The sequence below is a fragment of the Aminobacter sp. 01T433 genome, assembly GCF_056398585.1.
This window is the reverse complement of the sequence record NZ_JBFTPR010000017.1, coordinates 41,969-64,302: the sequence shown is the minus strand read 5'-3', so window position 1 is coordinate 64,302 and position 22,334 is coordinate 41,969. Positions and strand designations below refer to the sequence as shown.

Genomic DNA, 22,334 nt, shown 5'->3' with positions numbered 1-22,334 from the left:
ATAGGAAGATGCGGCTCAAGGTCAGCCACCGCACCGAGTACAATTACGACGAGCCGATCCGCTATGGCCTGCAGCGTGTGCGCCTGTGGCCGGTGAGTGGACCGGCGCAAACGGTGCTGACCTGGACGTTGCGGATCGAAGGCGCGCGTGAGGAAGTGCGATTTCTAGACCAGTTCGGCAATGACACCCGACTGCTCAGCATCGACGGTGAGCCGCACACGATCAGCATCGTCGCCGAAGGCGAGGTGGAGACCAACGAAACCACAGGCATTTCGGGGCCGCATCGTGGCTTTGCGCCACTGTGGCTGTTCGAGCACCAGACACCGCTGACCGCCCCGGGTGCAGCGATCCGCGACCTTGCGGCTGATATCGGGGAGGGTGGCGAACTGGAGCGGCTGCACGCCTTGATGGCGACGATCCAGCAACGCGTGGCCTACGTGACCGGCACGACCGACTCCCGCACGACCGCCGAAGAGGCGCTTGAGAAAGGTACGGGCGTTTGCCAGGACCATGCTCATGTCTTTGCCGCCTCGGCCCGGCTGCTCGGATTTCCGGCGCGCTACGTCAGCGGCTATCTGATGATGAACGATACGATCGAACAGGTGGCGAGCCACGCCTGGGCGGAGGCCTATGTCAGCGGCCTGGGCTGGGTCGGCTTCGACGCTGCCAACGGCGTGTCGCCCGATGGACGCTATGTGCGCGTGGCTGTGGGGCGCGACTATCGCGAGGCGATGCCGATTTCGGGCATTCTGATCGGGAACGCCCAGGAACGGCTTGCAGTCCACATCACCGTAGAGCAGTAATCCGGCATAGAAGCGTTCGCCGGACTGGAATCGATGACCTATTGCGTCGGCCTGAAGATTGATCGCGGCCTGGTGTTCATGTCGGACACGCGGACCAATGCCGGGGTCGACAGCATCTCGACCTTCCGCAAGATGCGGATATGGGAACTGCCGGGCGAGCGCGTGGTCGTCTTGATGTCTGCAGGCAATCTGGCCACTACCCAGGCCGTGGTCAGCCTGCTCGACGAACGGACGAAGGCAAAGGCCGAACGCGCGCCGACGCTGCTCGAAGCACCGTCGATGTACCAGATCGCGCGGCTGGTCGGCGACACGGTCAAGGAAGTGATCGCCCAATCCGCACTGGGCGGCCAGACGGCGGATTCGGCATTCAACGCCTCGTTCATCCTCGGCGGCCAGATCAAGGGCAGCGAGCCCAGGCTGTTCATGATCTATCCCGAGGGCAATTTCATCGAATGCAGCGACGACACGCCGTTCTTCCAGATCGGCGAGACCAAATACGGCAAGCCGATCATCGTGCGCGCTTATGACAAGACGATGAGTTTTGCCGAGACGGTCAAGCTGCTTTTGGTGTCGTTTGATTCGACGTTGAAATCGAACCTGTCGGTCGGGCTGCCGCTCGACCTGGCATTCTACGAAAAAGACAGCTTCAAGATTGGTTTGAAAAAGCGCATCGGCGCCGACGATCCCTACTACAGGAGCGTGTCGGAGGGCTGGTCCGACGCGCTGAAGGCGGCGTTTCAAAGTCTGCCTGATTTCATCGAATAGGCCCTGCAAACGCGCATCGGAGGACGACCATGGACAACAACGAGTTTCGTCATTGGTCGGTGAAGGCGGCCGAATGGGGCGCTGACTACCGCGTCGGATTGCGCGACCGACCGGTGCGGCCGGATATCGAGCCAGGCACGATTTTCGGCGCGATCGCCGCCAGCCCGCCCGAAGAAGCGGAACCAATGGAGGATATCTTCGCCGAATTCGAGGCGACGATCGTGCCAGGCATGACGCATTGGCAGCATCCGCGGTTTTTTGCCTACTTTCCAGCCAACGCAGCGCCAGTTTCAGTGGTGGCGGAATACCTCGTCAGCGCCATGGCAGCGCAGTGCATGCTCTGGCAGACCTCGCCTGCGGCGACGGAGTTGGAAACCCGGGTCGTCGACTGGATGCGCCAGGCGCTCGGCCTGCCTGACGATTTCACCGGCGTCATTCAGGATTCAGCTTCCTCGGCAACGCTCGCGGCGGTGCTGACCATGCGCGAACGCGCGCTCGACTGGCAGGGCAACAAATCAGGGCTTTCGGGCGGACCGCGGCTACGGATCTATTGTTCGGAGCACGTGCACACCTCCATCGACCGCGCCATCTGGGTCGCCGGCATCGGCGAGGAAAACCTGGTGCGCATTCCAACCGGCGGACGCTTTCGCGCCATGTCGGCGACGGCACTCGAGGCGGCAATCGTTGAAGACCGCAAGCAAGGTTTTCTGCCGGCCGGGATAATCGCTTGTGTCGGTGGTACCAGCGTCGGCGGGACCGACGACATCGGAGCTGTCGTGGATGTTGCCAGGCGCCACGGCCTCTACACCCATGTCGATGCGGCCTGGGCAGGTTCGGCGATGATCTGCCCGGAGTTCCGCCACTTCTGGGCCGGTGTCGAGGGGGCAGATTCGATCGTCTTCAATCCGCACAAATGGCTTGGCGCGCAGTTCGACTGCTCGATCCAGTTCATCCGCGATCCTGAAAGCCTGGTGCGGACGCTGGCCATTCGGCCGGAGTTTTTGAAGACCCAAGGCCGCGACGGCATCACCAATTATTCCGAATGGTCGGTGCCGCTCGGCCGGCGGTTCAGGGCGCTTAAGCTGTGGTTCCTGCTGCGCGCGCATGGGCTGGAAGGCTTGCGGGCGATGATCCGCAACCATGTGTCGTGGAGCGGGAAGCTGGCCGAACGGCTGGGCCGCGAGCCTGATTTCGAGATCACCAGCGAGCCGATGCTGTCGCTGTTTTCCTTCCGCCACGTGGCCGCAGGCGTTGCCGATCTCGACGAGCACAATCTCGCGCTGGTCGAAGCGATCAACCGCGATGGGCGCATCTACCTGACCCAGACACGCCTCGATGGCCGCGCCGTGATCCGCTTCCAGGCGGGGCAGTTCGAATCAACAGAGGCCGATATCGACCATGCCTTTAAGGTGATCACCGAGCTCGCCCGCACCACAAGGTAGAAGCACGGCGCTTCGATATGGCTTTCGAAGTGCCTTTTCACTGCTTTCGTTTTCCCTTATCCTTGGGAAAAACGAAATTCGGGGAATGCCAAAATGTATCTTTCGCCGCGCCAGTCCGAAATCATCCAACTCGCCAAGGACAATGGGCGCGTGCTGGTCGACGATCTGGCAACGCATTTCCAGGTCACACCGCAGACCATCCGCAAGGATCTCAACGACCTGTGCGACCAGCGCCTGCTGAGCCGCATCCATGGCGGCGCGCTGTTTCCCTCAGGTATCGAGAACCTGGAATACGAGGCGCGGCGCAAGATCGCCGCCGACGAAAAGGACGCCATTGGCCAGGCGGCCGCGCGCCTCATCCCCGACAATGCGTCTTTGTTCGTCAATATCGGCACGACGACGGAAGCCGTCGGCAAGGCGCTTCTCGACCACAAGGGGCTGATGGTCATCACCAACAACATCAATGTTGCCAACAGGATGCGGGTTTATCCTGATATGGAGGTGGTGATCGCGGGCGGGGTGGTGCGCGGTTCGGACGGTGGCATCGTCGGCGAAGCGGCGGTCGATTTCATCCGCCAGTTCAAGGTCGACTATGCCGTGATCGGCGCGTCGGCGATCGACCATGACGGCGCGCTGCTCGATTTCGATTTTCGCGAAGTGAAGGTGGCGCAGGCGATCATCGCCAATGCGCGCCATGTCATTTTGGTTTCGGACCGGACCAAATTTGAACGCACCGCACCGGTTCGTATCGCCCATCTGTCGCAGATGGACACCTTCATCACCGACCATTGCGACATTCCGAGCATTCGCAAGATCTGCGCGGAATCGGACGTCCAGCTCGTCGAAACGAAAAGACCCGCGTCGGAGTGAACGCGGGTCTGATGGAGCCGTAAGCCCTTGCCTAGTAGGGCGAGCGGCACTGCTGGCGTGGGCCGCTGTTGGGCTGGAAGGTGTTGTCCGAGGCCCGATAGGACCGGTAGCGGTCATAGCACCACTGGACATGCGCATTGCCGCTGGGTTGGACATATGTCGGCTGGCTAGCGATCGCGCTGCCGACAATGGCGCCGCCGACAAAGGCACCGGCCGGGTACCACCAGCCATTGTAGTGACGATAGCCCGGACGGTAGTCGCGATACCCATGATAACCGTTGTAATATGCACCCCGGGCTACGGGATGAATATGGGCGTTGGGGTGATAGCGTACGTTCGGATGATAGCGGACGTTAGGATGGTAGTGGACATTGGGGTGGTAGCGGACGTTGGGGTGGACGTGAACCGGTCGATGCACATATCCATGATAAGCAACATTTTCGATCACAGGGTCGCGCTTCGGCGGCATGGGAAAATAGACCGTGGCGGCAACAGGGACCGCGCTCGCTAGCGCAAACGACGCGGCGATGGCGGTTGCCATCAATCCTGAAATCACCTTGTTCATCGTTGTCTCCTCACAGGGCCTAAGTCCCTTGCCCAATCAACGGTCAGGCTGGGGCGTTTGTTCCTGCAACGCCGTGGCGGAGGCCGTATCCTTCAAGGTGAGGCCTGTCGCGACCGGAGACTATGAGCGACGCGTGCGATCCTACCACGGCGAAGAATACCCCCACCGAAAGGGTGCGGGTATGCAGCTTGTCGCGCCTTCAGCCATAGGGCGTGTAGCATTGCTCGCGCGGGCCGTTGTAGGGCTGGAAGCTGTTGTCGTAGGCCCGGTATGACCGGTAGCGGTTGTAGCACCATTGCACATGAGCGTAGCCAACGCTGGGAACAACATAACTGTAAGTCGGCCCTTCGTCATAAAACGAACCGCCAAAGAGAGCGCCAGCAAAGAAGCCATGATGAAAATGGTCATGGTCATGGAAGAAAGCATGGCGGCCTCCGCGCATATCAAAGTCGCGACCTCCACGATGGTCGGCAAACGCCATATTGCGCGACGGCCCGGCGTGCATTTGCATGCCGTTGCCGGCAAAATGTCCGCCCCCTCCACCTGAACGCATCATCATTTCCATGCCACGTGCGGCAGCAGGTGCTGCCGATGCCACGGCAAAAGAGGCCATGACAGCCGCGGCCGCCAGGCCTGAGGTGATCCTACGCATGATCGTCTCCTCAGGAGAGTTAGTTCGACTGGTAAATAAACGTTTGGGAGGGGCGGAAACGTCCTGTGGCAAGGCAGGGCGAACAGACCGCAAGGCGGCGTCTGGTGATTGCGGTCGGGGTGAAAACATGGCGAGCGCATGGGCGTCTGGACCCGCTTGTTATGGCCCAAGCATATCCGGTTGTGGTTTGAACGGCTGAATGCTAACTGCTTTGCAAATATAAAGAGTTCTCTCGAACTGAACGATGTTCATGCTGAAATCGTCAATCGGCCGCTTTGCAATAGTGGGAGTGATTGCCACCCTCACGCATCTATGCGTCGCGGCATTCTTGCTCAACTTCGTGCCATCAATGCATGCCGTTGTGGTTAACACCATAGCATTTTGTGTCGCTGTTTTTGTCTCATACTTGGGGCATTCACGATTCACGTTCAAGCGAGAGGGCTCCGCGTGGAAGTATTTCCTCACCAGCGTTATGGGACTGCTGATCAATAATTCGATCGTTATCGCTGCAGGCTTCTTCATTCCATACAAGATGCTGTGTATCGCCGCTGGAACGCTTATGGCACCAGCTTTTGTTTACTTGGTTTCAAGTCGATGGGTATTTCAAAGGCGTCAACAAAATGGATAATCGACCTCAAGTAATATCTAATACCGCACGTATAACGATAATAGTTCCAGTTAAAAACGAAGAAGAATCAATTCCGCATTTCGTGGAGCAATTTACCGCGCGAGTTCCAGGCGCAATTGCTCAGTTTAGCTTTCTCTTTATTGATGACGGCTCGACCGACAATACGATTGAGGTGCTTCGGAAAATTTGCCTTGAAGATCCGCGGGTTAACTACCTCAAATTGACGAGAAACTTCGGCAAAGAAGCCGCAATGACTGCCGGCATTGATCACGTCGATTGCGATGCGGCGATCATCATGGATGTCGACCTTCAGGACCCTCCTGAGATCATTCCGGCGCTTATCGAGAATTGGCAAAACGGCTACCACACCGTGTTTGGCGTCCGGTCGCGGCGAGACGCGGACACCAGGTCAAAGCGTGTTACGGCCGGTCTCTTTTACAGAGCCTTCAACTCGGCATCACATCTGCCGATTCCTAGCGACGCAGGCGATTTTCGGCTCATCAGCAAGAAGGTCATCGAGGCGCTTCGCCTCTTGCCCGAACGCAACAGGTTTATGAAGGGCTTGTTCGCATGGCCTGGATACTCGTCAATCGGCGTGCCTTATGAAAGGCCAGCCCGAGCCAAGGGCGAAACAAAGTTCAACGTTTGGAAGCTTTGGAACTTCGCAATCGACGGCATCGCCAGTTTCAGTACCGTTCCATTGAGGATATGGACGTATTTTGGAATGGTCGTTTCATTTGCGGCTCTGCTGTACATGTTGCAGGTAATTTTCAAAACCTTGATCTTCGGCAATGAAACGCCAGGATATTCCTCGCTCATGGCCGCAATTTTGTTTTTCGGGGGTGTTCAGCTTATTTCCGTTGGCGTTCTCGGCGAGTACATCGGCCGGCTGTATATCGAGGCCAAGGGGCGTCCGACATATCTCATTGAAGAAGATTCACGAGCTGTATGAAAGCCCTGTTTGTTCAATACTTCGCGCGCGCGGACGAAAATAATTCCCTTTCACCGGCACTAATCGCTCTCGCGGCATTGCTGCTGCTGATTTTATTCTCAGCAACCATTACCTTCTCTCCCATAAACGGCGAAGATTATGCCCTTGGGCTCATCGACAATGGCCAGGGCATTGTCGAGCGTCTTTCTTGGTTTGCCGACCACGCCTCACGTCAGTGGTGGGGCTGGAACGCACGACTGGGTGAGATGTTCTCCATTTTTTGGCTGGCAATGCCAAAGGTCTGTTTGAATGTAACAGCCATCTTTTCGCTGGTCATATTTTCCGCCATTACTTCCGTTTTGGCGTTAAAATCGACCAAATTGGACAAGACATTTCTCCTTACTTGGGCGATTTCTCTGGCGCTCGTCTATATCTTGTGGCCGCGCTACGAGATTTTTTTCTGGCGCACCACGGTAGCCGGATATTTGCTCCCGCTTATATTTGTCATGCTTCTGGTCGCGATCGTATCAGTCCGTCCGCTAACCGGGCTTATCTACAACAGCAAAGTGCTGTACGGCCTGAGCGCCTTTTTGGCGATCCTGTGCGGCCTTAGTTTTGAGAACTTGCCGCCGCTTTTGGTTATTTATGTTGCGGCCAATTCGTATTTTTCCGCCGAGGACCGGAGCAGACGAGAATACGCAATGAACGATGCTGGAATTATTCTGGCATTGTGCGTTGGCTGGGTTGCATTGATGCTTGCGCCATCAACTTCTCTTCGCACGGAGTGGTACCGGGATCATCTAGGCTATGCCCCAACGGCCTGGTATTGGGTTCGGCGGGTTGGGGATGTCATCGGCAGGTTTGCAGTATCGTCTGGCATCATATCCGTACTGGGTTTTGCGGCCCTTGGCCTGCTTGTCCGAAAGAACGGGATCAACAGTCAACGCGATATCCTGGTCCTTCTCATACCCGCGATCCTATGCGTGATATCGATGGTTGCTGCACCTTACACGGAGCCTCGTGCTTTCGCCTTTGCATGGATTGTTGCGATCGTCACGTGCACGCGATTTTTAATTCAGTTCGCCAACAAGAATGCATTCATTGCAATCTACATATTTGCGCTGGGGAATGCTGCGGTGACGCTGCCGTTCTACATCGACTTTCACCAAAAAGTCGCCGAACGGGACGCCTATATACGGCGAAACATTGGCTCCGAAGCATGCGAAACCGGTCTCCAGATATCGCCTATTGTCACTTACGCATGGTCAGGCCGTCTGCAAAATCGAGATGGTTGGGTGAGGGCGATGCTTCCCTTGGTGTCGGAATATTACAACTGCAAGCTTGCCATGGAAGATGTTCGTCAAGAGTAGATTTTGACTGAGATCGGGCAGCTCGCGGGTGCCTTCGCTAGATGGTGTTATGGCTTCTCGCGGCCTCACGCCATCGACACAACACCCTGGCGTTAGCGGCTGCTGTTTGCCCAAGCTGCTCAAGGATGTTCGCCAGCGCAGAAGTGCCTGGAGCCCGTATTCACGACATTTGTTGCCAAATTAGAATCGAGCTGCGAGCCCGCTGGGCGAATCGACATCCATTCCCTTAGGGTTGGTTCGCACCGACTTGGGAAAAATGCGGATCTTGGTGGGCGGGATGGGACTCGAACCCATGACCATTCGATTAAAAGTCGAATGCTCTACCAACTGAGCTACCCGCCCGACCGTACATAGCTGCTTACTTGCGGAGCTACGTGCTCTCGAAGGCCGCGCGGCGACCTCGAAATTCGGCCGGAACATAGGGAGAGTGCCCCGGCGGGTCAACCGGAAAAATGCTGTTGCAAACAGGCTGTTGAATGTGGGTTCCTGAATGCCAGCCTGAAGCGTTAGGCCAGCGTAATATTAAGGGGCGGTGATATTGCTGGCGTCATATCCCGCTGCTAGATCATGGCGCCCAATATCGGGCCGCCATCGTTATGGAAATTTATAAATGCGTACTTTTTTGAAACTCGCCGTTGCTTCCGTTTTGGCCTTGTCGGCTCTTCCCGCAGTCGCCCAGGCGGAAGACCTGGTCTTTACCCTCAAGAACGGCACGTCGTCGGTGCTGACGAATTTCTATGCCTCGCCAGTCGGCGTCGATAAGTGGGAGGACGACATTTTCGGCCGTGACACGCTGGGCGCAGGCGAGACCATGCAGATCACCATCGCTGACGGCCGCAGCGTGTGCGAATACGACATGCGCTTCGAATTCGAGGAAGGATCAAGCCTCGACACCACCGAAGACAAGCAGAACCTCTGCGAACTCGGCGAATACACCATCCACGAATAAGAGCTGGCGCAAAGCCACCGTGCATCGCCCCGGGAACGGGCGACGATTGCCGCAAGGAACGTTGCGTCGTGTCAAAGACACAGAGCGTTCCTTGGGTGTTCATGCAAACACACGGCGTTCCCATTAAAACGTGCCGGGTCGACCACAATCGGCCCGGCAAAGCCAACAAAATGGTGATTGGTGCCGGATTGACGCGGCAGCTATAGCGGCGCCAGCATATTTGGAGCGGCATTAAATGGCATTGGACGTCGGTTATCTCAGCGCATTGGGGGCAGGAGCCCTTTCTTTCCTGTCGCCTTGCGTGCTGCCGCTGGTGCCGCCTTATCTCTGCTACATGGCCGGCGTTTCGGTCGATGACTTCAAGGCCGAGGGCGCAACGGCGACCGTTTCGCGTGCGCGGGGGCCGCTGCTTACCGCCTCTGCCTCCTTCGTACTCGGCTTTACCACAGTGTTCGTTGCGCTCGGCGCGGGAGCTTCGACCATCGGTCAGTTGCTGCGCACCTGGCAGGAGCCGCTGGCGATGGCGGCAGGCGTGCTCATCATCCTGATGGGGCTCAATTTCCTCGGCATATTGCGCATCCCGCTCTTGTCGCGCGAGGCGCGCTTCCAGTCGCAGGGCAAGCCGGCAAGCAATCTCGCAGCCTATCTCATGGGTCTCGCCTTCGCCTTTGGCTGGACGCCGTGCATCGGGCCGGTGCTGGGGCCTATCCTGACCCTGGCCGGCGGGCGCGAGACAGTGGGCGAGGGCGCGTTGCTCCTGGCCGTCTATTCGCTCGGCCTGGGCATTCCCTTCTTGATCGCCGCCATGTTCTCCGGCGCCTTCATGCGCTTCCTCTCCAAATTCAAGGTACATCTCGGCAAGGTCGAAAAGGTGATCGGCGCGCTTTTGGTGGTGGCCGGCGTGCTTTTCCTGACCGGCGGCATCCAGACGGCATCCTACTGGCTGCTCGAGCGCTTCCCTGTTCTCGGCCAACTCGGGTAGCTCCAAGAAACGGCCTCATTCCGTCTGCCCCCATTCCGCCTGCATTGGAGGCGATTGCCAGCAATGCTAGAAAGGTGGCCGATTCCAGCCGCCTTTTGCAAATCCGGACGACGCCATGACATCGAGAACCTGCCTGTCGATCATCCTTGCCGCCGGCGAGGGCACACGCATGAAAAGCAGCCAGACCAAGGTGCTGCACCAGATCGCCGGCCTGCCAATGGTGGCGCATGTCGCCAAGGCAGCCGAGGCGGCAGGTGCCGACAGCATCGCGCTGGTGGTCGGCCATGGCGGCGACGAGGTACGGAAAGCTGCGGAAGCTTTTGCCCCGAAAGCCGAGATCTTCGTGCAATCCGAGCGGCTGGGCACAGCACATGCGGTGCTGGCGGCACGCGCGGCGATCGCCAAGGGCCATGACGACATCCTGGTGATGTTCGGCGACACGCCCCTGGTCGAGGCCGATTCGCTGGCTTTGGCACGCACGAAGCTCGCCGACGGGGCTGCTGTCGTGGTGATAGGCTTCCGCCCGCCGAACCCCGCAGGCTACGGCCGGTTGATCGAGAAGGCCGGCAAGCTTGTGGCGATCCGCGAAGACAAGGATTGCAGCGACGAGGAACGCAAGATCGGCTTTTGCAATGCCGGACTGATGGCGATCTCCGGGGCGCATGCGCTCAAGCTGCTCGACCAGGTCGGCAACGCCAATGCCAAGGGCGAGTTCTATCTCACCGATATCGTCGAGATCGCCGACAGGGCTGGCCTGAGCGTCGTTGCGACCGAGGCGAGTTTTGAGAGCGTCCTGGGCATCAACAACCGCGCCGAATTGGCCGAAGCGGAAGCCATCTGGCAGAAGCGCCGGCGCCGCGCGGCGATGCTCGGCGGCGCGACGCTGATCGCGCCCGAGACGGTCTATTTTTCGCACGACACCGAGATCGGCTCGGACGTCGTGGTCGAGCCGAATGTGTGGTTCGGCCTCAACGTCAAGATCGCCGACGGCGCCACGGTCCACGCGTTTTGCCATCTGGAGGGCGCAAATGTTGGCCCGCGTGCCGAGATCGGGCCGTTCGTACGGCTGCGGCCGGGTGCGGAGCTGCACGAAAAGGCCAAGGTCGGCAATTTCTGCGAGGTCAAGAAGGCGACGATCGAAAAGGGTGCCAAGGTCAACCACCTGACCTATATCGGCGACGCGCGCGTTGGTGCAGGCGCCAATATCGGCGCGGGCACGGTCACCTGCAACTATGACGGCTACTCGAAATTCTTCACCGACATCGGTGAGGGCGCCTTCGTCGGCTCCAACTCGTCGCTGGTGGCGCCTATCACCATCGGCGCGCGGGCCTACATCGCATCGGGCAGCGTCATCACCGACGAGGTGCCCGAAGATTCGCTGGCCTTTGGCCGCGCGCGGCAGAAGACAATGCCCGGCAAGGGCAAGGAATTGCGCGAGCGCTTTGCGTCAGCGGCGGCAGCGAAGAAGGCCGGCGCGAAGTAACCGCATTTCAATCCTAGCGTGCCATTGAGGTCCATCCTAACGGACCGGATGGCTGATACGCAGCGAAACGGAATGTGACTTCCGCTTGTTCGTTGCGCTGCCTAAAAGGCCGACAGGGCTTTTGAGGGATTGGACGGGGCTAGATCATGTGCGGAATTGTCGGAATTGTCGGCCAGACGCCGGTTGCACCGTTGATCGTCGATGCGCTGAAGCGGCTGGAGTATCGCGGTTATGATTCCGCCGGTGTCGCCACCATCGAGAACGGCGAACTGGCGCGCCGCCGCGCCGAAGGCAAGCTGATCAATCTCGAGCGGCGACTGAAAGCCGAACCGCTCGACGGCAATATCGGCATTGGCCACACGCGCTGGGCAACCCATGGCGTGCCCAACGAGACCAACGCGCATCCGCATTTTTCCAACGGCGTGGCGATCGTCCACAATGGCATCATAGAGAACTTCGCCGATCTGCGCGAAGAGCTTCAGAGCGACGGCTACGAATTCACCTCGCAGACCGATACCGAAGTGGTGGCGCATCTGATCGCCCGCGAGCTCGCCGGGGGCGCAAAGCCCATCGATGCGGCACATGCGGCACTGAAGCGGCTCAGCGGCGCGTTTGCGCTGGCCATCATGTTCAAGGGCGACGACAATTTGATCGTCGGCGCCCGCAACGGACCGCCCTTGGCCATCGGCCATGGCGAGGGCGAGATGTTTTTGGGCTCCGATGCGATCGCGCTGGCACCCTTCACCAATTCCGTCACCTACCTTGAGGATGGCGACTGGGCCGTGGTGCGCCGCGATGAATTCCAGATCTACGACATGGATCGCACGCCGGTGGAGCGCCAGCGGCGCCAGTCGGTCGGTTCAAGCTACCTCGTCGACAAGGGCAATCACCGCCACTTCATGGAAAAGGAAATCCATGAGCAGCCGGAAGTGATTTCGCACACGCTGGCGCATTATCTCGACTTCACCCAAGGCACCTCGAAGCCGCTCGACCTGCCGTTCAGCTTCGCCGACATCGACCGCCTGGCGGTTTCGGCGTGCGGCACGGCCTATCTCGCCGGATTGGTCGGCAAATACTGGTTCGAGCGCCATGCGCGGCTGCCGGTCGACATCGATGTCGCTTCGGAGTTCCGCTACCGCGAAATGCCGATCTCGAAGAACAGTGCGGCGTTCTTCGTTTCGCAGTCGGGTGAGACCGCCGACACGCTGGCTTCGCTGCGCTATTGCCGCAAGGCGGGCGTGCCGATCGGCGCCATCGTCAATGTCCGCGAATCAACAATGGCGCGCGAATCCGACGTGACGATGCCGACGCTGGCAGGGCCTGAGATCGGCGTGGCTTCGACCAAGGCCTTCACCTGCCAACTCTCGGTGCTGGCCGCACTCACCATCCGTGCCGCCTCGCAGCGCGGCACGATTACACCCGACGAGGAAAGAGCGCTGGTGCGCAGCCTGTCGGAGACGCCGCGCTATGCAGCCCAGGTGCTCAAGCTCGACAAGCAGATCGAGAAAGTGGCGCGGGAACTCGCATCCTACAAGCACGTGCTTTACCTCGGCCGCGACACCAATTTTCCGCTCGCCATGGAAGGTGCCCTCAAGCTCAAGGAAATCTCCTACATCCACGCCGAGGGTTATGCGGCGGGCGAACTCAAGCATGGGCCGATCGCGCTGATCGACGAGAACATGCCGGTCATCGTGATTGCTCCACACGACCGCATCTTCGAAAAGACAGTGTCGAACATGCAGGAAGTGGCTGCACGCGGCGGCAAGATCATCCTCATCACCGACCAGAAGGGTGCGGCGCAGGCGACGGTGAAGACGATGGAAACCATCGTCTTGCCCGACGTGCCCGAGTTCATCGCGCCGATCATCTATGCGCTGCCGATCCAGATGCTGGCCTATTTCACCGCCGTGTTCATGGGCACCGACGTCGACCAGCCGCGCAATCTGGCAAAATCGGTGACGGTGGAGTAGGCGGGGTTCATCCTTCCGGTGTTTGTCCAATTGCTCCGGGCGACGAATTCGTCGCTCGGGCTGGAGCGCCCCCACTCGCCATCTTAGGTTGCATGTATTGCGACTGAACAAATATAAGTTGCAGATCGGATCATTGGCGCGTATTCTGGCCAGGCATTGTCTGGGGGTGTCAAATGCCAACGACCTATGCGACGAAACTAGCCTCGTTGGCCGAGGCCGAATTCGATCTGCTTCATGGATCTCATGAAACCACATCGAGAATGGCTTCCCGAATAAGGAAGTATTGGACCGACATTGGAATGCAGTTTCCTGGCGTCGGGACGCCTTGGTCGGCGGTTTTTGTTTCCTTCTTTGTCAAGTCGGCTGGCGCGACGGCGGCCGAGTTCCGGTTCGCCGATAGCCATTCAGAGTTCGTGTTCAAGGCGATCCGGAATGCCCGGAACGAGGAAGGCGTTTTCCGTGGACGCAGCATTTCGGAATACGCACCGAAGATCGGGGACATCATTCAGAACAATCGCGGCGGCAACACTTTCGACTTTGACCACGCAGCCGCGCACCAGCAATACGCCTCGCACTCGGCTATTGTGATTGAAGAAGGCTCCGACGGAAACGGGCGCTATGTGAGGACCGTCGGAGGCAATGAAGCGGATACAGTCGGGGATCGCGTTGTTCGGATCAGATCGAACGGTCTCATCAGACAGCCCGCAGCCGACCCAACCAGATTTGTCTGCATCATAGAGAACCTGAAATAGCGATCTGATTTTTGCCAAGCGGAGCTTCGCCCTGATCACGCATGGGGCGGGTTCGCTCCTTGCGGAAGGCTGTCACCGCGCAAGCAATTTGGTAGCCATCACGACGTAGCAGGGACGACCCCCTACGAAGATCGCTGTTTCAAAGCGCTCGGCTGTTCACTAATGTTGCGCTGCAAATAGGGCGGCGGTGAACGATGTCGGACGCATACAAGGTTTCGGCGATGACGCGGCTGAGGAACTACTTCCTCACCGGCTTCATTGTCTGCGCGCCGCTGGCGATTACCGTTTACATTGCCTGGTCGTTCATTGGCTGGGTCGACTCGTGGGTGAAGCCCTACATTCCCAACACCTACAATCCGGATAACTATCTCTCGATCAAGGTGCCGGGCTTCGGGCTGATCGTGGCGCTGGTGCTGATCACGCTGATCGGCTTTTTGACCGCCAATTTCATCGGCCGGGCAATCGTTTCGTTCGGCGAGCGTCTGCTGAACCGGATGCCGCTGGTGCGTGGCCTCTACAAGGCGCTGAAGCAGCTGTTCGAGACAGTGCTGTCGAACAAGAACGAAATGTTCCGCACCGTCGGCATGGTCGAGTACCCGCGCAAGGGTGTGTGGTCGCTGGTTTTCGTTGCCAATGAAAAGCAGACCGAAATCAACGAAAAGCTCGACAAGGAGGGCGATCCGCTCATCGCCGTCTTCATGCCGTGCACGCCGAACCCAACGACCGGCTTTTTGATGTATGTGCCGAAATCCGACATCGTGGTGCTCGACATGAGCATCGAGGATGGCGCCAAGCTGATCGTCTCGGCTGGGCTGGTCGCGCCCGAGGTCAAGAGCAAGGCAGCAGCGAAGGGTGTTCTGGTCGACGGGCCGATGGGCAACCCGCCGGTCGGCGAACTGCCTCAGCCAGCGCGCAGTAAGCGCACCGCTTCATCTCTACCGAACACATAAAGCAGCAGCCGGAGCGCTTCGCCGCGCGGCGACACCAGATCGGGGTCGCGGGTGAGAATCAGGCGCGCGTCGTCGCGGGCGATCTCCAGGAGATCGGCATGAGCCTCAATGCGGGCGACCTGGAAGCCCGGCGTGCCGGACTGGCGCGTGCCCAGGAGTTCGCCTTCACCGCGTAGCTTCAAATCTTCCTCGGCGATCAGGAAACCGTCCTCTGTGTCGCGCATCACCGACAGGCGGCGTTTTGCTGTTTCGCCGAGCGGGTCCTTGTAGAGCAGAACACAGGACGACGGTTTCGAGCCGCGTCCGACGCGCCCGCGCAGCTGATGCAGTTGGGCAAGGCCGAAGCGCTCGGCGTGCTCGATGACCATGATGGTGGCGTCGGGTACGTCAACGCCAACCTCGATGACGGTGGTGGCGATCAAAACGCGCGTTTCGCCCGCCTTGAAGGCGCGCATCGCCTCGTCCTTGTCGACACCTTTCATGCGGCCATGGACAAGGCCGATCCTGTCGCCGAACACCGGTTGCAACGAGGCGAAACGATCCTCCGCCGACATCAGCTTGATCTCTTCGGATTCCTCGACCAGCGGGCAGATCCAGTAGATCTTCTGGCCTTCGGCCACCGCATCCCTGATGCGGCCAACGAGTTCGTCAATACGCTCCAATGGTAGGGTGACAGTGCGGATCGGCTGGCGGCCGGCCGGTTTTTCGGTCAGACGCGACACATCCATGTCGCCGAAGGCGGTGAGCACCAGCGTGCGCGGGATCGGGGTCGCGGTCATGACGAGCATGTCGGGTGCCTGGCCCTTAGCGTTCATAGCGAGACGCTGGTGAACGCCGAAGCGGTGTTGCTCGTCGATGACGGCAAGTGCCAGGTCGCGGAAGACCACCGTTTCCTGAAACAGAGCGTGCGTGCCGATGACGATATCGATCTCGCCGTTTTCGAGCCCGGCGAGGATCTGTGCCCGTTCGCGGCCCTTTTCACGGCCGGTGAGCACGGCAACCGACATGCCGGCGCGCTCTGCCAGCGGGGCGATAGTGGCAAGGTGCTGGCGGGCGAGGATTTCGGTCGGCGCCATCAGCGCTGCCTGGCCGCCGGCCTCGACGGCGCGGGCCATCGAAAGCAGCGCGACTACCGTCTTGCCCGAGCCAACGTCGCCCTGCAGCAGCCGTAGCATGCGTTCGGGCTTGGCGAGGTCGGCGTCAATCTCTTCGAGTGCGGCCTGCTGCGAGCCGGTCAGCGAATAGGGCAGGGCCGCGCGCAAGGCATCGACGATACGGCCGTCGCCGGTCAGTGGTCGCCCGTGCAGCTTGCGAACCCGGGCACGGACGAGCGCGAGCGACACCTGGCCGGCGAGCAACTCGTCATAAGCCAAGCGGCGCCAAGCGGCGTTGTCGGGCGAAGCGTCGATCGGGTCGGCCGGGTTGTGGACGCGCTGGAGGGCCGCCGAAAAGGTCTGGAAGCTTTGGCGCCGCATCAGCTCGGCGTCGAGCCATTCGGGGACAGCAGGCAGACGCTCGAGTGACTGGCCAATGGCGCGGCGCAGCACCTTCGACGACAGGCCGGCAGTGAGTGGATAGACCGGCTCGATCAGCGGCAGCTTGTCAGCTTCGCTGGCAAGCGCGATGTGATCAGGATGGACCATCGACGGGCGGCCGTTGAACCACTCCATGCGGCCAGAAACAATCACCTGCTCGCCTTCGGGCATCGCCTTTTCGAGATAGGCGGCGTGCGCGTGGAAAAAGGTCAGCGCGATCTCGCCGGTGTCGTCATGGGCAAAGACGCGGTAGGGCGCCGAGCGGTTGCCACGCGGCGCCGGCTGATGCCTGTCGATGCGCAACTCGAGCGTGACGATGGCACCTTCGGCGGCGAGCGCGATGCCGGGACGGTTGCGTCTGTCGATCACGGAGTTAGGCAGAACAAACAACAGGTCGCCGACCCGTGCTGCGCGGTCGCCCAGATCGGCCGGCACGACCTTTTCGATCAGCACCGCGACCTTGGGTCCGATGCCGGCGAGCGAGGTGATGGGAGAAAACAGGGGATCAAGCAATGATGGGCGCATGATGTCAGCTTATGCGCTGGAGTTGCCGGGGCAAAGGCTGACAGGGCGAGCTATCCACGCTATATGCGCGGTGCACCAGAGGATTTACAGAAATGACCGGATCGACACGCTCGAGCGAAGGGCTGGATACACGCAGGCGCAAGCTGCTGTTCCGCTCGTGGCATCGCGGCATGCGCGAGATGGACCTGATCCTCGGCAGTTTCGCCGACGCCAATATCGACAAGCTCAACGACGACGAGCTCGACCATTACGAAGCGCTGCTTGAGATCACCGACAAGGATCTGCTGTCGTGGATCGTCGGCGAGCACCCGGTACCGGCCGCCGTCGACCATGAAGTCTACCGCCAGATCGTGGCGTCGCGCGGCGCATTCACAGCCTGAGTGAAATCATGAGCCTGATCAAACCAATCGGCCTGCCGAAGGGTCGCGCCGGACAGTTCATCGTCGATGGCGTCGCCGACGGCTACGAGGCTTTCGCGCTGGCGACCGCCGCTGCCGAAATGGCGCCCGACAGGCCACTGTTGTTTGTCGCGCGCGACGGCCAGCGCCTGCCGCAGATCGTCGAAGCACTGGCATTCGTCGCACCCGATCTGCCTGTGCTCGAACTGCCGGCCTGGGACTGCTTGCCCTACGACCGCGTGTCGCCTGGCTCGGATGCGGCAGCGCGCCGGCTCGATGCGCTCGCGGCGATGATTGCGCTCCGCAAGGAGCCGCACCGGGCGATCGTTCTGACGACAGCCAATGCCTTGCTGCAGCGCGTGCCGCCATCGGCAGCGATCGAGGCACAGGAGTTCCGCGCCAAGCCTGGCAATCAGGTCGAGATGAACCTGCTGGTCGCGCGGCTCGAACGCGCCGGCTTCGAGCGCGTGCCCACGGTGCGTGGCGTTGGCGAATTCGCCGTGCGCGGCGGCATCCTCGATCTTTATGCACCGGGTGCTGCTGACGCGCTCAGGCTCGACTTCTTTGGCGACACGCTTGAGACGATCCGCGCCTTTGACGTCGCCACCCAGCGCACGACGGGCAGCCGCAACTCGGTGACGCTTCAGCCGATGAGCGAAGTGGCGCTGACGCCGGAGACGATCAGCAAGTTTCGCCGCAGCTATATCGACGCCTTTGGCGCGCCATCGCGCGACGATGCGCTTTACGCGGCGGTCAGCGAGGGCCGGCGCTTTGCCGGCATGGAGCACTGGCTGCCGTTCTTTTATTCGCATCTCGAAACGATGTTCGACTATCTGCCCGATGCGCCGGTGGTGTTCGACCATCTGGCGCGCGAAGCGTTGGGCGAACGCCATACGCTGATCCTCGACCACTACGATTCCCGTCGCAAGCAGGCCGAAGGCAAGGGCCTCAAGGACGCGGTGCCCTACAAGCCGGTGGCGCCGCAGCAGATGTACCTGTCGCCGGACGAGGTGACTTCAGCGCTCGCCGACCAGGTCAATGCTGAACTGACCCCCTTCGACACGCCCTTTTCGAGCGGACGCAGGGTCTTGCACGCCGGTTCGCATGCCGGCCGCAGCTTTGCCGAAGAGCGCGCGGATCCCAACGCCAATGTCTTCGACGTTGTGGCCCGCCACATCGCCGACCAGCGCGCGGCCAAGCGGCGCGTCGTCGTTGCCGGCTGGACCGAAGGTTCGCTCGACCGCCTGACGCAGATCCTCGACGAGCACCATCTCGGCAACCTCAAGCGCGTGACGAACCTGGCCGAGGTCGAAGCGCTGAAGCCGGGCGAGGCGGGTCTCGCCGTGCTGCCGATCGAATCCGGATTCGAATCGGGCGACCTGGTTGTTGTTGCCGAGCAGGACATTCTGGGCGACCGGCTGATCCGGCGTTCGAAAAAACGCAAGCGTGCCGCCGATTTCATCGCCGAGGCGTCATCGCTGTCAGCGGGCGACATCGTTGTGCACTCCGATCACGGCATTGGCCGCTTCGTCGGGTTGAAGACCATCGAGGCGTTGGGCGCGCCGCACGACTGCCTCGAAATCCATTATGCTTCTGATGGCCGGCTGTTCCTGCCAGTCGAAAACATCGAGCTTTTGTCACGCTACGGTTCGGATTCGGCTGAAGCCCAGCTCGACAAGCTTGGCGGTGGCGCCTGGCAGTCGCGCAAGGCCAAGCTCAAGCGGCGCCTCCTCGAAATGGCGGGCCATCTGATCAAGATCGCCGCCGAACGGCACATGCGTGAGGCGCCTGCGATGAACCCGCCGGACGGTATTTATGGCGAGTTCGCTGCACGCTTCCCCTATGAGGAAACCGACGACCAGCAAAGCGCCATCGATGCCGTGATGGAGGACCTAGGCGCCGGCAAGCCGATGGACCGCCTGATCTGCGGCGACGTTGGTTTCGGCAAGACGGAAGTGGCGCTACGCGCCGCCTTCATCGCGGCCATGGAAGGTTTCCAGGTGGCCGTAGTGGTGCCGACGACGCTGTTGTCGCGCCAGCATTTCAAGACGTTCACGCAGCGTTTTGCCGGCTTGCCGATCAAGGTGCGGCAGGCTTCGCGGCTTGTCACCACCAAGGAGCTGGCCGAGACCAAGCAAGGCATCGCCGACGGTACTGTCGACATCGTCGTTGGCACGCATGCGTTGCTGGGCTCGTCGATCTCGTTCAAGAACCTTGGCCTGTTGATCATCGACGAGGAGCAGCACTTTGGTGTCAAGCACAAGGAACGGCTCAAGGAACTGAAGAGCGACGTGCATGTGCTGACGCTGTCGGCGACGCCGATCCCACGCACGCTGCAACTGGCGCTGACGGGCGTGCGTGAGCTTTCGCTGATCGCCACACCGCCGGTCGACCGCATGGCGGTGCGCAGCTTCATTTCGCCCTACGATCCGCTGGTCATTCGCGAAACGCTGTTGCGCGAACGCTACCGCGGCGGTCACAGCTTCTATGTCGTGCCGCGCATTGCAGACCTCGCGGAAGTGCATCAATTCCTTCAGGAATCGGTGCCTGAACTGAAGGTCGCGGTTGCCCACGGCCAGATGGCAGCGGGCCAGCTCGACGACATCATGAACGCCTTCTACGACGGCCAGTATGACGTGCTGCTGTCGACGACCATCGTCGAATCGGGCCTGGACATTCCAACGGCGAACACGCTGATCGTGCATCGCGCCGACATGTTCGGCCTCGCCCAGCTCTACCAGCTGCGCGGACGCGTCGGCCGTTCCAAGGTGCGCGCCTATGCGCTGTTCACGCTGCCGGCCAACCGCACGCTGACCACGACCGCTGACCGCAGGCTAAAAGTGCTGCAGTCGCTCGACACGCTGGGGGCGGGCTTCCAGTTGGCCAGCCACGACCTCGACATTCGCGGCGCCGGCAATCTTCTGGGCGAGGAACAGTCCGGCCACATCAAGGAAGTCGGCTTCGAACTCTACCAGCAGATGCTGGAAGAGGCGGTGGCCGAGCTGCGCGGCAGCGGCGAAGCGATCGACACCGGCTGGTCGCCTCTGATCGCGGTCGGCACGGCGGTGATGATCCCGGAATCCTATGTGCCCGACCTGCAGCTCAGGCTGGCGCTTTACCGTCGCCTTGGCGACCTCGATAACACCGAAGAGATCGACGGCTTCGGTGCCGAGCTTATCGACCGCTTCGGGCCGTTGCCGGAGGAGGTCAAGCACCTGCTCAAGATCGTCTTCATCAAGGCGCTGTGCCGCAAGGCCAATGTCGAGAAGCTCGACGCCGGACCGAAGGGCGTGGTGGTACAGTTCCGCAAACGCGAATTCGCCAACCCCGCCGGGTTGGTGCGCTACATCGCCGAGCAGGGCTCTCTGGCCAAGATCAGGCCCGACCACAGCGTGGTGTTCGCCCGCGACTGGCCAAATCCGGAGAAGCGGCTGGCTGGCTCGGCCGTCATCATGACGCAACTGGCGAAGCTCGCCGAACAGGCGGCTTGAGATTGAGGTGAGGGCGGTTCCGCCCTTGTCCTGATCGAGGCCAGTTGCCTTTCCTTATCGAAGTGGCTGGCCGATTCCTCGTTGAGGTGGACGGCATGGATCCCCGGGTCTGCCCAGTTCGCTGCGCTCCTGCTCCGCCCGAGGATGACGAAGGCAGGGGGAGCTCTCGGCCAATCGTCAACGCCGGTGACTGGCAGAACCAGCCTGTGACTGGCTACCGCTTCTTGTTCCTGCATTACTCGGCAGTCTGCCGGGAGCTCCCTTAGGCAGCTTGCCGAGAGAGCCTTGCCGGAGGTGTCAATTTGAAACCTGACAAGCAGCCGTAAAGCTGCCTAGTGCCAACCTTGGTGACTTGCCGCAAGCCTCCATGCCTTCGTCATCCTCGGGCGGAGCAGGAGCGCAGCGAACTGCGGAGACCCGGGGATCCATGCCGTGACGTCAATGAAGCCAATTGGGGGCCAATGCTGCGCCCAACGGGCACAGGTGCTCCAGCGCCAACACTGCTCGTCGCCGACATGAAAATTGCCCCCAATCGCCGAAGCGAGGAGGGGCTTTGAATTTTCTGCATTCCGGCAATCGCCCGCCGAGCTCAGTTAAGAGTCGGCGCGCCGGCTGCCTTTTCGGTAGCGACCTGGCGGATGGCGTCGGCGAGCGTCGCGGAATCCTGGGCGCCCATGACCGCGTATTTGCCGTCAATCAAGAAGCAAGGCACACCAGTGATGCCCATGCGCGAGGCAGTGACGATCTCATTGGTCACGTCGTCGCGGTCGGCGTCGGTCGCAAGCAGCGATTCGATCACGGCCGCATCCATGCCTGCGGTGCGTGCGGCCTCGACCAGCACGGCGTGGTCGCCGATATCCTTGCCTTGTTCGAAATAGAGGCTGAACAGCGAACGCGCGAGCTTGTCTTGCACGCCGTTGCCGGAAGCCGCCGCCCAACGGATGAGGCGGTGAGCGTCAAGCGTATTGGGCGCAACCGTGATGGCATCGAAATCGAAAGAAATGCCTTCGACCGCGCCAAGCGAGACCAGATTGGCGTGGACCTGCTGCAGGCGCGCCTCGTCGCTGAACTTCGCCAGCATGTAGGCCTTGCGCTCCTTGCCTTCCGGCGGGATCGTCGGATCAAGCTGGAACGGACGCCACCGCACCTCGGCCTTGACCTCGGGAAGGCTGGCAAGCGCGCTTTCCAGGCGCTTCATGCCAAGAAAGCACCATGGGCAAACGACGTCGGAGACGACATCGATGGTGATTTGGTTCTGGTCGGTCATGGATAG

At 60.5% G+C, this 22,334-nt stretch carries 19 protein-coding genes and 1 tRNA gene; 15 read left to right on the top strand and 5 right to left on the bottom strand.

The window, feature by feature from the left end:
* Positions 1-8 precede the first annotated feature (8 nt).
* From AC1DLV_RS24170 to AC1DLV_RS24155, 4 genes are all read left to right on the top strand, one after another.
* Positions 9-803 (top strand): transglutaminase family protein, encoded by a 795-nt coding sequence (locus tag AC1DLV_RS24170; RefSeq protein ID WP_476802597.1) that lies wholly within the window; start codon positions 9-11, stop codon positions 801-803.
* Positions 804-836: 33 nt separating this feature from the next.
* Positions 837-1,568, top strand: coding sequence for a proteasome-type protease (locus AC1DLV_RS24165; RefSeq protein WP_476802596.1), 732 nt, complete (start codon positions 837-839; stop codon positions 1,566-1,568).
* Between the two features lie 29 nt (positions 1,569-1,597).
* Positions 1,598-3,010 carry a pyridoxal phosphate-dependent decarboxylase family protein gene (locus AC1DLV_RS24160; protein WP_476802595.1) on the top strand — a complete coding sequence of 471 codons (1,413 nt, stop codon included), beginning with the start codon at positions 1,598-1,600 and terminating at the stop codon, positions 3,008-3,010.
* Between the two features lie 93 nt (positions 3,011-3,103).
* Positions 3,104-3,880 (top strand): DeoR/GlpR family DNA-binding transcription regulator, encoded by a 777-nt coding sequence (locus tag AC1DLV_RS24155; protein ID WP_476802594.1) that lies wholly within the window; start codon positions 3,104-3,106, stop codon positions 3,878-3,880.
* 31 nt (positions 3,881-3,911) lie between these two features.
* Here AC1DLV_RS24155 and AC1DLV_RS24150 read toward each other — a convergent pair whose 3' ends face one another.
* The gene (locus AC1DLV_RS24150; RefSeq protein WP_476802593.1) at positions 3,912-4,445 is read right to left on the bottom strand and encodes a BA14K family protein; all 534 of its coding nucleotides are present in this window, start codon (positions 4,443-4,445) and stop codon (positions 3,912-3,914) included.
* A gap of 199 nt (positions 4,446-4,644) precedes the next feature.
* The gene (locus tag AC1DLV_RS24145; protein ID WP_476802592.1) at positions 4,645-5,058 is read right to left on the bottom strand and encodes a BA14K family protein; all 414 of its coding nucleotides are present in this window, start codon (positions 5,056-5,058) and stop codon (positions 4,645-4,647) included.
* Positions 5,059-5,341: 283 nt separating this feature from the next.
* Here AC1DLV_RS24145 and AC1DLV_RS24140 point away from each other — a divergent pair, with 283 nt between their 5' ends.
* The 3 genes from AC1DLV_RS24140 to AC1DLV_RS24130 are packed head-to-tail and all read left to right on the top strand — an operon-like array spanning position 5,342 to position 8,026.
* Positions 5,342-5,725, top strand: coding sequence for a GtrA family protein (locus AC1DLV_RS24140; protein WP_476802591.1), 384 nt, complete (start codon positions 5,342-5,344; stop codon positions 5,723-5,725).
* The gene (locus AC1DLV_RS24135; RefSeq protein WP_476802590.1) at positions 5,718-6,677 is read left to right on the top strand and encodes a glycosyltransferase family 2 protein; all 960 of its coding nucleotides are present in this window, start codon (positions 5,718-5,720) and stop codon (positions 6,675-6,677) included. The genes AC1DLV_RS24140 and AC1DLV_RS24135 overlap by 8 nt, the downstream gene beginning before the upstream one ends.
* Entirely contained in the window at positions 6,674-8,026 is a 1,353-nt protein-coding gene (locus tag AC1DLV_RS24130; protein WP_476802589.1) for a DUF6056 family protein, read from the top strand. Before AC1DLV_RS24135 ends, AC1DLV_RS24130 begins: the two co-directional genes overlap by 4 nt.
* A 266-nt stretch (positions 8,027-8,292) precedes the next feature.
* Here AC1DLV_RS24130 and AC1DLV_RS24125 read toward each other — a convergent pair.
* Positions 8,293-8,368: transfer RNA gene (locus AC1DLV_RS24125), tRNA-Lys, on the bottom strand.
* A 268-nt stretch (positions 8,369-8,636) separates the two neighbouring features.
* Between AC1DLV_RS24125 and AC1DLV_RS24120 the strand changes: the two genes are divergently transcribed.
* From AC1DLV_RS24120 to AC1DLV_RS24095, 6 genes are all read left to right on the top strand, one after another.
* Positions 8,637-8,975, top strand: coding sequence for a hypothetical protein (locus tag AC1DLV_RS24120; protein ID WP_476802588.1), 339 nt, complete (start codon positions 8,637-8,639; stop codon positions 8,973-8,975).
* 235 nt (positions 8,976-9,210) lie between these two features.
* The gene (locus AC1DLV_RS24115; protein ID WP_476802587.1) at positions 9,211-9,957 is read left to right on the top strand and encodes a cytochrome c biogenesis CcdA family protein; all 747 of its coding nucleotides are present in this window, start codon (positions 9,211-9,213) and stop codon (positions 9,955-9,957) included.
* 115 nt (positions 9,958-10,072) lie between these two features.
* Complete coding sequence (gene glmU / locus AC1DLV_RS24110) at positions 10,073-11,440, top strand: bifunctional UDP-N-acetylglucosamine diphosphorylase/glucosamine-1-phosphate N-acetyltransferase GlmU (protein WP_476802586.1); 1,368 nt, start codon at positions 10,073-10,075, stop codon at positions 11,438-11,440.
* 146 nt (positions 11,441-11,586) lie between these two features.
* Positions 11,587-13,410 (top strand): glutamine--fructose-6-phosphate transaminase (isomerizing), encoded by a 1,824-nt coding sequence (glmS, locus tag AC1DLV_RS24105; protein WP_476802585.1) that lies wholly within the window; start codon positions 11,587-11,589, stop codon positions 13,408-13,410.
* Positions 13,411-13,583: 173 nt separating this feature from the next.
* A complete protein-coding gene (locus tag AC1DLV_RS24100) occupies positions 13,584-14,162 on the top strand; it encodes a DUF2272 domain-containing protein (RefSeq protein ID WP_476802584.1) in 579 nt (192 codons plus the stop codon).
* Between the two features lie 194 nt (positions 14,163-14,356).
* Positions 14,357-15,112 carry a DUF502 domain-containing protein gene (locus tag AC1DLV_RS24095; RefSeq protein WP_476802583.1) on the top strand — a complete coding sequence of 252 codons (756 nt, stop codon included), beginning with the start codon at positions 14,357-14,359 and terminating at the stop codon, positions 15,110-15,112.
* Here the strand turns inward: AC1DLV_RS24095 and recG are convergent.
* Positions 15,064-17,172, bottom strand: a complete 2,109-nt coding sequence (gene recG, locus AC1DLV_RS24090) for an ATP-dependent DNA helicase RecG (protein WP_476802582.1) — start codon at positions 17,170-17,172, stop codon at positions 15,064-15,066. The genes AC1DLV_RS24095 and recG overlap by 49 nt on opposite strands.
* A 92-nt stretch (positions 17,173-17,264) precedes the next feature.
* Here recG and AC1DLV_RS24085 point away from each other — a divergent pair, with 92 nt between their 5' ends.
* Together AC1DLV_RS24085 and mfd are read left to right on the top strand one after the other, a co-directional pair.
* The gene (locus AC1DLV_RS24085) at positions 17,265-17,552 is read left to right on the top strand and encodes an FAD assembly factor SdhE (protein ID WP_476802581.1); all 288 of its coding nucleotides are present in this window, start codon (positions 17,265-17,267) and stop codon (positions 17,550-17,552) included.
* An 8-nt stretch (positions 17,553-17,560) separates the two neighbouring features.
* A complete protein-coding gene (gene mfd, locus AC1DLV_RS24080) occupies positions 17,561-21,061 on the top strand; it encodes a transcription-repair coupling factor (RefSeq protein WP_476802580.1) in 3,501 nt (1,166 codons plus the stop codon).
* 589 nt (positions 21,062-21,650) lie between these two features.
* Here the strand turns inward: mfd and AC1DLV_RS24075 are convergent.
* Positions 21,651-22,328: a DsbA family oxidoreductase gene (locus tag AC1DLV_RS24075; protein WP_476802579.1), complete on the bottom strand. Its 678-nt coding sequence runs from the start codon at positions 22,326-22,328 to the stop codon at positions 21,651-21,653.
* Positions 22,329-22,334 lie beyond the last annotated feature (6 nt).

Bases quoted from the DNA above. Each gene is read 5' to 3' on its own strand.
- AC1DLV_RS24095 (WP_476802583.1), top strand. From the start codon at position 14,357: ATGTCGGACGCATACAAGGTTTCGGCGATGACGCGGCTGAGGAACTAC.
- AC1DLV_RS24135 (WP_476802590.1), top strand. From the start codon at position 5,718: ATGGATAATCGACCTCAAGTAATATCTAATACCGCACGTATAACGATA.
- AC1DLV_RS24170 (WP_476802597.1), top strand. From the start codon at position 9: ATGCGGCTCAAGGTCAGCCACCGCACCGAGTACAATTACGACGAGCCG.
- AC1DLV_RS24100 (WP_476802584.1), top strand. From the start codon at position 13,584: ATGCCAACGACCTATGCGACGAAACTAGCCTCGTTGGCCGAGGCCGAA.
- recG (WP_476802582.1), bottom strand. From the start codon at position 17,172: ATGCGCCCATCATTGCTTGATCCCCTGTTTTCTCCCATCACCTCGCTC.
- AC1DLV_RS24075 (WP_476802579.1), bottom strand. From the start codon at position 22,328: ATGACCGACCAGAACCAAATCACCATCGATGTCGTCTCCGACGTCGTT.
- mfd (WP_476802580.1), top strand. From the start codon at position 17,561: ATGAGCCTGATCAAACCAATCGGCCTGCCGAAGGGTCGCGCCGGACAG.
- AC1DLV_RS24160 (WP_476802595.1), top strand. From the start codon at position 1,598: ATGGACAACAACGAGTTTCGTCATTGGTCGGTGAAGGCGGCCGAATGG.
- AC1DLV_RS24085 (WP_476802581.1), top strand. From the start codon at position 17,265: ATGACCGGATCGACACGCTCGAGCGAAGGGCTGGATACACGCAGGCGC.
- glmS (WP_476802585.1), top strand. From the start codon at position 11,587: ATGTGCGGAATTGTCGGAATTGTCGGCCAGACGCCGGTTGCACCGTTG.
- AC1DLV_RS24130 (WP_476802589.1), top strand. From the start codon at position 6,674: ATGAAAGCCCTGTTTGTTCAATACTTCGCGCGCGCGGACGAAAATAAT.
- AC1DLV_RS24145 (WP_476802592.1), bottom strand. From the start codon at position 5,058: ATGGCCTCTTTTGCCGTGGCATCGGCAGCACCTGCTGCCGCACGTGGC.
- AC1DLV_RS24150 (WP_476802593.1), bottom strand. From the start codon at position 4,445: ATGAACAAGGTGATTTCAGGATTGATGGCAACCGCCATCGCCGCGTCG.
- AC1DLV_RS24140 (WP_476802591.1), top strand. From the start codon at position 5,342: ATGTTCATGCTGAAATCGTCAATCGGCCGCTTTGCAATAGTGGGAGTG.
- AC1DLV_RS24165 (WP_476802596.1), top strand. From the start codon at position 837: ATGACCTATTGCGTCGGCCTGAAGATTGATCGCGGCCTGGTGTTCATG.
- AC1DLV_RS24120 (WP_476802588.1), top strand. From the start codon at position 8,637: ATGCGTACTTTTTTGAAACTCGCCGTTGCTTCCGTTTTGGCCTTGTCG.
- AC1DLV_RS24115 (WP_476802587.1), top strand. From the start codon at position 9,211: ATGGCATTGGACGTCGGTTATCTCAGCGCATTGGGGGCAGGAGCCCTT.
- AC1DLV_RS24155 (WP_476802594.1), top strand. From the start codon at position 3,104: ATGTATCTTTCGCCGCGCCAGTCCGAAATCATCCAACTCGCCAAGGAC.
- glmU (WP_476802586.1), top strand. From the start codon at position 10,073: ATGACATCGAGAACCTGCCTGTCGATCATCCTTGCCGCCGGCGAGGGC.